The 7743-nt window shown below is 71.1% G+C and carries 9 protein-coding genes; 5 read left to right on the top strand and 4 right to left on the bottom strand.

The genetic code is table 11. The features are described from left to right. Both AB0O67_RS35440 and AB0O67_RS35445 read right to left on the bottom strand, forming a co-directional pair. The coding region (locus tag AB0O67_RS35440; RefSeq protein ID WP_365459601.1) for an adenylate cyclase regulatory domain-containing protein at positions 1-815 on the bottom strand (815 nt) is incomplete at its 3' end. A 92-nt stretch (positions 816-907) separates the two neighbouring features. Beyond that, entirely contained in the window at positions 908-1771 is an 864-nt protein-coding gene (locus AB0O67_RS35445) for a biotin--[acetyl-CoA-carboxylase] ligase (RefSeq protein WP_365459604.1), read from the bottom strand. A 110-nt stretch (positions 1772-1881) separates the two neighbouring features. On the opposite strand from AB0O67_RS35445, the gene AB0O67_RS35450 reads away from it, so the two are divergent. Together AB0O67_RS35450 and AB0O67_RS35455 are read left to right on the top strand one after the other, a co-directional pair. Continuing rightward, positions 1882-3483, top strand: coding sequence for an acyl-CoA carboxylase subunit beta (locus AB0O67_RS35450; RefSeq protein WP_365459607.1), 1602 nt, complete (start codon positions 1882-1884; stop codon positions 3481-3483). A gap of 25 nt (positions 3484-3508) precedes the next feature. Next, positions 3509-3718: an acyl-CoA carboxylase epsilon subunit gene (locus AB0O67_RS35455; RefSeq protein ID WP_365459610.1), complete on the top strand. Its 210-nt coding sequence runs from the start codon at positions 3509-3511 to the stop codon at positions 3716-3718. Here AB0O67_RS35455 and AB0O67_RS35460 read toward each other — a convergent pair. Beyond that, positions 3703-4845, bottom strand: coding sequence for an SGNH/GDSL hydrolase family protein (locus AB0O67_RS35460; protein ID WP_365459613.1), 1143 nt, complete (start codon positions 4843-4845; stop codon positions 3703-3705). The genes AB0O67_RS35455 and AB0O67_RS35460 overlap by 16 nt on opposite strands. Before the next feature lie 120 nt (positions 4846-4965). On the opposite strand from AB0O67_RS35460, the gene AB0O67_RS35465 reads away from it, so the two are divergent. Together AB0O67_RS35465 and AB0O67_RS35470 are read left to right on the top strand one after the other, a co-directional pair. Next, complete coding sequence (locus AB0O67_RS35465; protein WP_351849390.1) at positions 4966-5094, top strand: hypothetical protein; 129 nt, start codon at positions 4966-4968, stop codon at positions 5092-5094. A gap of 31 nt (positions 5095-5125) precedes the next feature. Continuing rightward, positions 5126-5746: a nucleoside triphosphate pyrophosphatase gene (locus tag AB0O67_RS35470; protein ID WP_365459616.1), complete on the top strand. Its 621-nt coding sequence runs from the start codon at positions 5126-5128 to the stop codon at positions 5744-5746. Here the strand turns inward: AB0O67_RS35470 and AB0O67_RS35475 are convergent. Beyond that, positions 5715-6233 (bottom strand): hypothetical protein, encoded by a 519-nt coding sequence (locus AB0O67_RS35475; RefSeq protein WP_365459619.1) that lies wholly within the window; start codon positions 6231-6233, stop codon positions 5715-5717. The two genes, AB0O67_RS35470 and AB0O67_RS35475, sit on opposite strands and share 32 nt — an antisense overlap. 377 nt (positions 6234-6610) lie before the next feature. Here AB0O67_RS35475 and AB0O67_RS35480 point away from each other — a divergent pair. Continuing rightward, positions 6611-7743, top strand: a 1133-nt coding sequence (locus AB0O67_RS35480; RefSeq protein ID WP_365459622.1) for a biotin carboxylase N-terminal domain-containing protein, incomplete at its 3' end; no start/stop codon positions are given.

The following is a 7743-nucleotide window of genomic DNA, read 5'->3' on the forward strand; positions in this document are numbered from 1 at the left end:
GTCACCGTGCCGAAGGCGATGCCGACCCGCAGCTCGGGCATCGTCTCGTCGTTCGCCAGGGTCTCGATGAGCCGCAGCGCGATCTCGGCGGCGACACCCGAGTCGTCCGCGGCGTACAGGACCTCGTCGCCCAGCGTCTTGATCAGCCGGCCGCCCCGCGCGGCCACCAGGTCGGCCGCCGTGGTCTCGAAGGCCTCGACAAGTTCGCCGAGTTCCTCCTCCTCCAGGCGACGGGTCAGCCGTGTGAACCCGACCAGGTCGGCGAAGCCGACGGCCAGCCGCCGGTCCACCATCTCCTCGTCGTCCCCCGCCTGCACGACCCGTCCGGTCGCGGCGGCGAGCTGGCGCCGCCAGACGTAGACGAGGAACTCCTCCAGCTCCGGCAGGAGCAGCTCGACCAGGGGGTAGGTCACCTCGGTGCGGGTCATGCCGGGCTCGGGCGGCTCCGTCAGGCCCTCGAGGAAGGAGTCGATCTGCCACTCGGCGAGCCGGGCCGTGGTCTGTCCGGTGGAGCGGGCGACCTGCACGGCCATCGCCTCGCTGAGCAGTCCCGCCTCGACCAGACCGGCCAGGCGCCGCAGCGCCAGGACGTCCGCCTCGGTGAGCGCCTTGGCCTGGCCTATGTCGGCGAAGCCCATGGCGCGCCAGAAGCGGGAGGCCAGCTCCATGGAGACACCCGCGCTGCGAGCCGCCTGGAACGGTGTGTAGCGCCGCTCGGCGCCCAGGATGAGCCCTTCGAGCCGCAGGGCGAGCGGGTCCTCGCCGGAGTCGGCGCCCTGCGGGTCCGTGCCGGAGCCCGTGTCGTCGACGGTCACGCCTGCTGCCCTTCCGATCTGCCGCGGTCAGGTATCGACCGGCCCCAACTTTACGTCAGCTGTGCCCCAGGTCACTCCTCCCGGCACTGCGGTCATACCCCCCTCAAATGCACGATGTCACCGGCGCCGACCGGCTCCTGCATGCCCTCCTCCGTCGCCAGCACCAGCCGTCCGTCCCCGTCCACCGCGACCGCCTCTCCGATGATCGACCGGTCTCCCGGCAGTTCGGCGCGGACCACCCTCCCCAGCGTCGCGCACCCGGCGGCATACGTCTCCTGCAAGCCACTGGTCACCGGGTCGCCCCCGGCGGTCCGCCACCGCCGGTACCACTCCTCCAGCGACCGCAGCACGGCCCTCAGCAGCGGGTCCCGGTCCGTGTTCACCGCCCCGGCCAGCGCCAGCGAGCCCGCCGTCGGCACCGGCAGCTCCTTCTCGCGCAGCGTGACGTTGAGGCCCACGCCGATGACCACGCCGTCGTCCGCCGCCCGCTCGGCGAGGATGCCGCCGGCCTTGCGCTCCTCGCCGTCGACCGTGACCAGCAGGTCGTTGGGCCACTTGAGTGCCGTGTCGACCCCGGCCGCCCGGGACAGGCCCGTGGCCACGGCCACGCCGGTGAGCAGCGGCAGCCAGCCCCAGCGGGCCACCGGGATCTCCGTCGGGCGCAGCAGCACGGAGAAGAACAGCCCGGAGCGTGGCGGAGCGGTCCACCGGCGGTCCAGTCGGCCCCGCGCCGCGGTCTGCTCCTCGGCGATCAGCACCGCCCCCTCCGCGGCCCTGCCCTCTGCGGCCCTGGCCACCAGGTCGGAGTTGGTTGAGCCGGTCCGCTGCACCACGTGCACCTCGGACCACAGGCCGTCCTCGCGCACGAGTGCCTTGCGCAGGGCCGCGGCGTTCAGGGGCGGCCGGTCCAGATCGGTCCAGCGGTTGCTCGGGTCTGAGGCATCTCGGGGCGTCATGCAAGCCACCCTAGGTGTGGTAAACGCCGCACTGCCGATCGATGGGCACCCCACTACGCTACGGATGAGTAACCGTCCCCCCTTTTGAGCAGGCAGGGAGCCGCATCCCGATGTCCGAGCCGGAAGAGCGTCAAGAGCGTCACGAGATCGACATCCACACGACCGCGGGCAAGCTCGCGGATCTCCAGCGCCGTATCGAGGAAGCGACGCACGCCGGCTCCGCTCGCGCCGTCGAGAAGCAGCACGCGAAGGGCAAGCTGACGGCGCGTGAGCGGATCGCGCTGTTGCTCGACGAGGACTCCTTCGTGGAGTTGGACGAGTTCGCCCGGCACCGCTCCACCAACTTCGGCCTTGAGCAGAACCGCCCCTACGGCGACGGCGTGGTGACCGGGTACGGCACCGTCGACGGCCGTCCCGTCGCCGTCTTCTCGCAGGACTTCACCGTCTTCGGCGGGGCGCTCGGCGAGGTGTACGGGCAGAAGATCGTCAAGGTGATGGACTTCGCGCTGAAGACCGGCTGCCCGGTGATCGGCATCAACGACTCCGGTGGGGCCCGGATCCAGGAGGGCGTGGCCTCCCTGGGGGCGTACGGCGAGATCTTCCGCCGCAACACCCACGCCTCGGGCGTGATCCCGCAGATCAGCCTGGTCGTCGGACCCTGCGCGGGCGGCGCGGTGTACTCGCCCGCCATCACCGACTTCACGATCATGGTCGACCAGACCTCGCACATGTTCATCACCGGCCCGGACGTCATCAAGACCGTCACCGGCGAGGACGTCGGCTTCGAGGAGCTGGGTGGCGCCCGCACCCACAACACCGCCTCAGGCGTGGCCCATCACATGGCCGGCGACGAGAAGGACGCCATCGAGTACGTCAAGCAGTTGCTGTCGTACCTGCCGTCCAACAACCTCAGCGAGCCCCCGGCGTTCCCGGAGGGGGCGGACCTCGCCCTCACCGACGAGGACCGCGAGCTGGACACGCTGGTCCCGGACAGCGCGAACCAGCCGTACGACATGCACACGGTGCTCGAACACGTGTTGGACGACGCCGAGTTCCTCGAGACGCAGCCGCTGTACGCGCCGAACATCATCACCGGCTTCGGCCGCGTGGAGGGCCGTCCGGTCGGCCTGGTCGCCAACCAGCCGATGCAGTTCGCGGGTTGCCTCGACATCGCGGCCAGCGAGAAGGCGGCGCGGTTCGTGCGGACCTGCGACGCGTTCAACGTCCCGGTGATCACCTTCGTCGACGTCCCCGGCTTCCTGCCCGGCGTCGACCAGGAGCACGACGGCATCATCCGGCGCGGCGCCAAGCTGATCTTCGCCTACGCGGAAGCCACCGTCCCGCTGATCACCGTCATCACGCGCAAGGCCTTCGGCGGCGCGTACGACGTCATGGGCTCCAAGCACCTGGGCGCCGACCTCAACCTGGCCTGGCCGACCGCCCAGATCGCCGTGATGGGCGCCCAGGGCGCCGTCAACATCCTGCACCGCCGCACCATCGCCGAGGCGGACGACGTCGAGGGCACCCGGGCCCGCCTCATCCAGGAGTACGAGGACGCCCTCCTCAACCCCTACGTCGCGGCCGAGCGGGGATACGTCGACGCGGTGATCATGCCGTCGGACACCCGCAGCCACATCGTGCGCGGTCTGCGTCAACTGCGCACCAAGCGGGAATCCCTGCCTCCGAAGAAGCACGGCAACATCCCCCTCTAGACGACCCCGAGCTGCTGGAGCAGAAATGACGATCAAGGTCGTACGGGGCAATCCGACCCCCGAGGAGCTGGCCGCCGCCCTGGCGGTGGTCCGCGCCCGCGCCGCGGCGGCGTCGGCCCTGCCGCCCGGCGCGCCCCGCCCGCGGGACTCCTGGTCCGATCCGGCCCGCCTCGCCGCCCAGCACGTGCCCTCCGCGGGCCCCACGGCGTGGGCGCGCACCTACTGGCCGGCCTGAAGCGCGTTCGCGACGGCTTCGGCCATCACCTCGTAGCCCGCGTCGTCCGGGTGCAGGTGATCGCCGAAGTCGTACGCCGGGTGCAGCCGGTCCGGGTCCGCCGGGTCGGCCAGGACGCGGTGCAGGTCCACCACCGCGTCGTACTCGCCCGAGCATCTGATCCACTCGTTGAGCTCATGGCTCACCTTGGCCGCCCGCTCGCCCCAGTGGTCGGAGCCGCCGAAGGGCACCAGGGTCGCGCCGGCCACCCGTAGCCCGGCTCCTCTCGCCTGGCGTATCACCTCCCGGTGCCCGGCGACGAGTTCCGCGGCCTCCAGCACGGGAGCGGGCCGGTACGTCGGCTGCTCGTCCGTCTCGCTGAAGCCGATGTCGTTCACCCCCAGCAGCACGACCAGCGTGTCCACGCCCGGCTGGTCGAGGACATCCCGCCGGAGCCGTCGGACACCCCTCTCGCCGTACCAGGCGGAGTCGTTGAGCAGCAGGTTTCCGCCGATCCCCGCGTTGATCACCGGCCGTCCGGTGCGCCGGGCGAGGGCGTCGGACCAGCGACGGTCGCTCCCGGGGGTGGAGCCGAAGCCGTCGGTCAGCGAGTCGCCGAACAGGGCGATCCCGTCGGTGCGCCCGGCGTCGACCTCGACGGCGGCGAGGAAGTACCAGGACTCGCTCACCGCGTCGAAGCCCGCGCCCGTGGCGTCCTCGAGCAGGTCGCCGGTGCCCCGGTGGGCTGCGGTGAAGGCCTGGGCGTGGAAGGTCGCGGGGCCGGTGACCGCGTCGAAGTGCAGCGTCACGGTGACCGCCTCCCGCGCGCCCACCGCCAGTTCCACAGCGTCGCTCAGCAGCTGCCCGCGCGCCGGTATCCCGGCGTCGTACACGCCCCCGAAGGTGAGCCGGCGGATCGAGCCCGGCTCGACGGCGGCACCGGCGGCCGTACGCGCCACCGTCGCGCCCGCGACCCGCACGGGTGAGGTGCCGTAGGCGTTCGACAGTCGGACGCGCAGCCGGCCGCCGCCCGCCGTGAGCCGGACGATCTGGCGCAGCGACTGACGCCAGAAGCCCTCGCGCGACCAGTTGGGGGTGAAGCCTTCACTGGGGACCTGGGGTGAGGCGGTCCAGGCGGTGGTGAACATGGCGCGACCTCTCAAACGGGGCTGCGGTTCCCTTAGCCTAATGGAACCAGAGACCCGTTTATTCAAGTTGAGTACGCGTACTCAGGCGCCGCCCGGCATCGCCGACCCACGATCGAAGGCATGCTGTGGTCCGACCCGGAGAACGAACCGCCGAAGGAACTGCGCGACATGCAGGAGATGTTGCGGCGGCTGGGCGTTCTCATGGCGCTGGCCATGGTCCTCGCGATGATCGTGATCGGCCTGGGATGAGCCGTTCGGAGTACGCCGATACGCTGGCCGCATGACTGATCAGCCGCGCCGCCGACTCGTGCTCGCCTCCCAGTCCCCCGCCCGGCTCGGGCTGCTGCGACAGGCCGGACTCGCCCCCGAGGTGATCGTGAGCGGCGTCGACGAGGACGCCGTGACCGCGCCCACGCCCGCCGAGCTTGCGCTCGCCCTCGCCGAGGCGAAGGCCTCCGTCGTCGCCGCCCGGCCCGAGGTCAAGGGCGCCCTGGTGATCGGCTGCGACTCGGTTCTCGACCTGGACGGCGAGGCGCTGGGCAAGCCGGCCGACGCCGAGGAGGCCACCGCGCGCTGGAAGTCGATGCGCGGCCGGGTCGGGACGCTCCAGACGGGCCACTGCGTCTACGACACGCTGAGCGGGCGCTACGCGTCAGCCACCGCCTCCACCGTCGTCCGTTTCGGTGACCCCACCGACGAGGAGATCGCCGCGTACGTCGCCTCCGGCGAGCCCCTCCATGTCGCCGGGGCCTTCACCCTGGACGGCCGCTCGGCGCCGTTCATCGACGGCATCGACGGCGACCACGGCAACGTGATCGGGATCAGCCTGCCCCTCGTGCGCCGCCTGCTGGCGGAACTGGGGGTGGGGATCACGGAGTTGTGGGCGCCGGTGGAGAGCTGACCGGAGCGTCGGCGACCGGGGAACCGCCCTCGGGGGACTCCGCCGCGCCGTCCGTCCCGTCCGCGCCGTCGCCGGCCTTCCCGGACGCGGGCCGCTCCTGGCCGTCGTACGTCATCAGGAGCAGCACGAGGAGGCCCATCACCACCATCAAGAACAGGAACGCGTCCGAGCCCACCAGCCCCCAGGCGACCGCCCCCAGCACGCCGTGCACCACGGCCGCGCTGATCAGCAGGACACGCCCGAGGCCGACCGGGGCGCGGTCACGCACGGCGACCAGGAGGGCGATCACGCCGCACAGGGCGAAGTAGAGCCCGAAGGCCACGCCGCCGATCTTCGAGGACAGGGACATCACGTCCGGGTCGAGCCCCGCCAGGGACATGTCCTGGTTGTCGACCACCATGCCCATGATCCACTGAAGCGCCGCGATACCGAATCCTTCGACGACGAGCACGAGCGCCACGATCCACGCCACCGGCCTGCGCACCACCGGTCCCCACCCACTTTCGAACGCCGTACCGCCACAGGGGGCCGTTACCCCGAGTACGTCCGAGTACATCGCGCACGCTACTAACGGGTAAACCGCGGGACAAGGGTTCAGCCGCGGGCAAAGAATCATTGGGCCATTCGTAGGGACTCCACAAAGAATCGGAGTGGGGCGCGGCACGCTCTCACAGAGACCTTGACCACATGAGAGGGCTAGGGTTTCCCGAAGGAGTCCTGCGTACCGTGCTGCGACAAGGGATTTCGCGGGTCGAGCAAGCCTCGCATCACGCTCCGTGTGGGCAAGCTCACCACTGGGGACGGGTCGAAGTGCCGTGTCGGCAGTCCCTAAACTCGGCTTGTTTCAAGGAGGGAGCCTCTATCGTGCGCAAGGTGCTCATCGCCAACCGTGGCGAAATCGCTGTCCGCGTGGCCCGGGCCTGTCGGGACGCCGGGATCGCGAGCGTGGCCGTCTACGCCGAACCGGACCGCGACGCTCTGCATGTCCGCGCCGCGGATGAGGCGTTCGCCCTGGGTGGTGACACCCCCGCCACCAGCTACCTCGACATCGAGAAGGTCCTGAACGCCGCCCGTGAGTCGGGGGCGGACGCCATCCATCCGGGCTACGGCTTTCTGTCGGAGAACGCCGAGTTCGCGCAGGCCGTGCTGGATGCCGGTCTGATCTGGATCGGGCCGCCGCCGCAGGCCATCCGTGACCTGGGTGACAAGGTCGCGGCCCGGCACATCGCCCAGCGCGCCGGCGCCCCGCTCGTCGCGGGAACACCCGATCCGGTCAGCGGTGCCGACGAGGTCGTCGCCTTCGCCGAGGAGCACGGGCTGCCGATCGCGATCAAGGCCGCCTTCGGTGGCGGCGGACGCGGCCTGAAGGTCGCCCGGACGCTGGAGGAGGTGCCCGAGCTGTACGAGTCGGCGGTCCGCGAGGCCGTCGCCGCGTTCGGCCGGGGCGAGTGCTTCGTCGAGCGCTACCTCGACAAGCCCCGCCACGTCGAGACCCAGTGCCTGGCCGACACCCACGGCAACGTCGTGGTCGTCTCCACCCGCGACTGCTCGCTCCAGCGCCGCCACCAGAAACTGGTCGAGGAGGCCCCGGCACCGTTCCTGTCGCCGGCCCAGGTCACCCAGCTGTACTCCGCCTCCAAGGCCATCCTCAAGGAAGCCGGCTACGTCGGCGCCGGCACCGTCGAGTTCCTCGTCGGCCTCGACGGCACGATCTCCTTCCTGGAGGTCAACACCCGCCTCCAGGTCGAACACCCCGTCACCGAGGAAGTCGCCGGGATCGACCTGGTCCGCGAGATGTTCCGCATCGCCGACGGCGAGGCACTCGGCTACGACGACCCGCCGCTGCGCGGCCACTCCTTCGAGTTCCGCATCAACGGCGAGGACCCCGGCCGCAACTTCCTGCCCGCCCCCGGCACGGTGACCACCTTCGCCGCGCCGTCCGGCCCGGGCGTCCGCCTGGACGCCGGTGTGGAGTCCGGCAGCGTGATCGGCCCCGC

Origin of the sequence: Streptomyces sp. NPDC086077, assembly GCF_040686175.1 — a bacterium.
In the GTDB taxonomy this organism is placed as follows: domain Bacteria; phylum Actinomycetota; class Actinomycetes; order Streptomycetales; family Streptomycetaceae; genus Streptomyces.

Bases quoted from the DNA above. Each gene is read 5' to 3' on its own strand.
- AB0O67_RS35445 (WP_365459604.1), bottom strand. From the start codon at position 1,771: ATGACGCCCCGAGATGCCTCAGACCCGAGCAACCGCTGGACCGATCTG.
- AB0O67_RS35450 (WP_365459607.1), top strand. From the start codon at position 1,882: ATGTCCGAGCCGGAAGAGCGTCAAGAGCGTCACGAGATCGACATCCAC.
- AB0O67_RS35455 (WP_365459610.1), top strand. From the start codon at position 3,509: ATGACGATCAAGGTCGTACGGGGCAATCCGACCCCCGAGGAGCTGGCC.
- AB0O67_RS35460 (WP_365459613.1), bottom strand. From the start codon at position 4,845: ATGTTCACCACCGCCTGGACCGCCTCACCCCAGGTCCCCAGTGAAGGC.
- AB0O67_RS35465 (WP_351849390.1), top strand. From the start codon at position 4,966: ATGCTGTGGTCCGACCCGGAGAACGAACCGCCGAAGGAACTGCGCGAC.
- AB0O67_RS35470 (WP_365459616.1), top strand. From the start codon at position 5,126: ATGACTGATCAGCCGCGCCGCCGACTCGTGCTCGCCTCCCAGTCCCCC.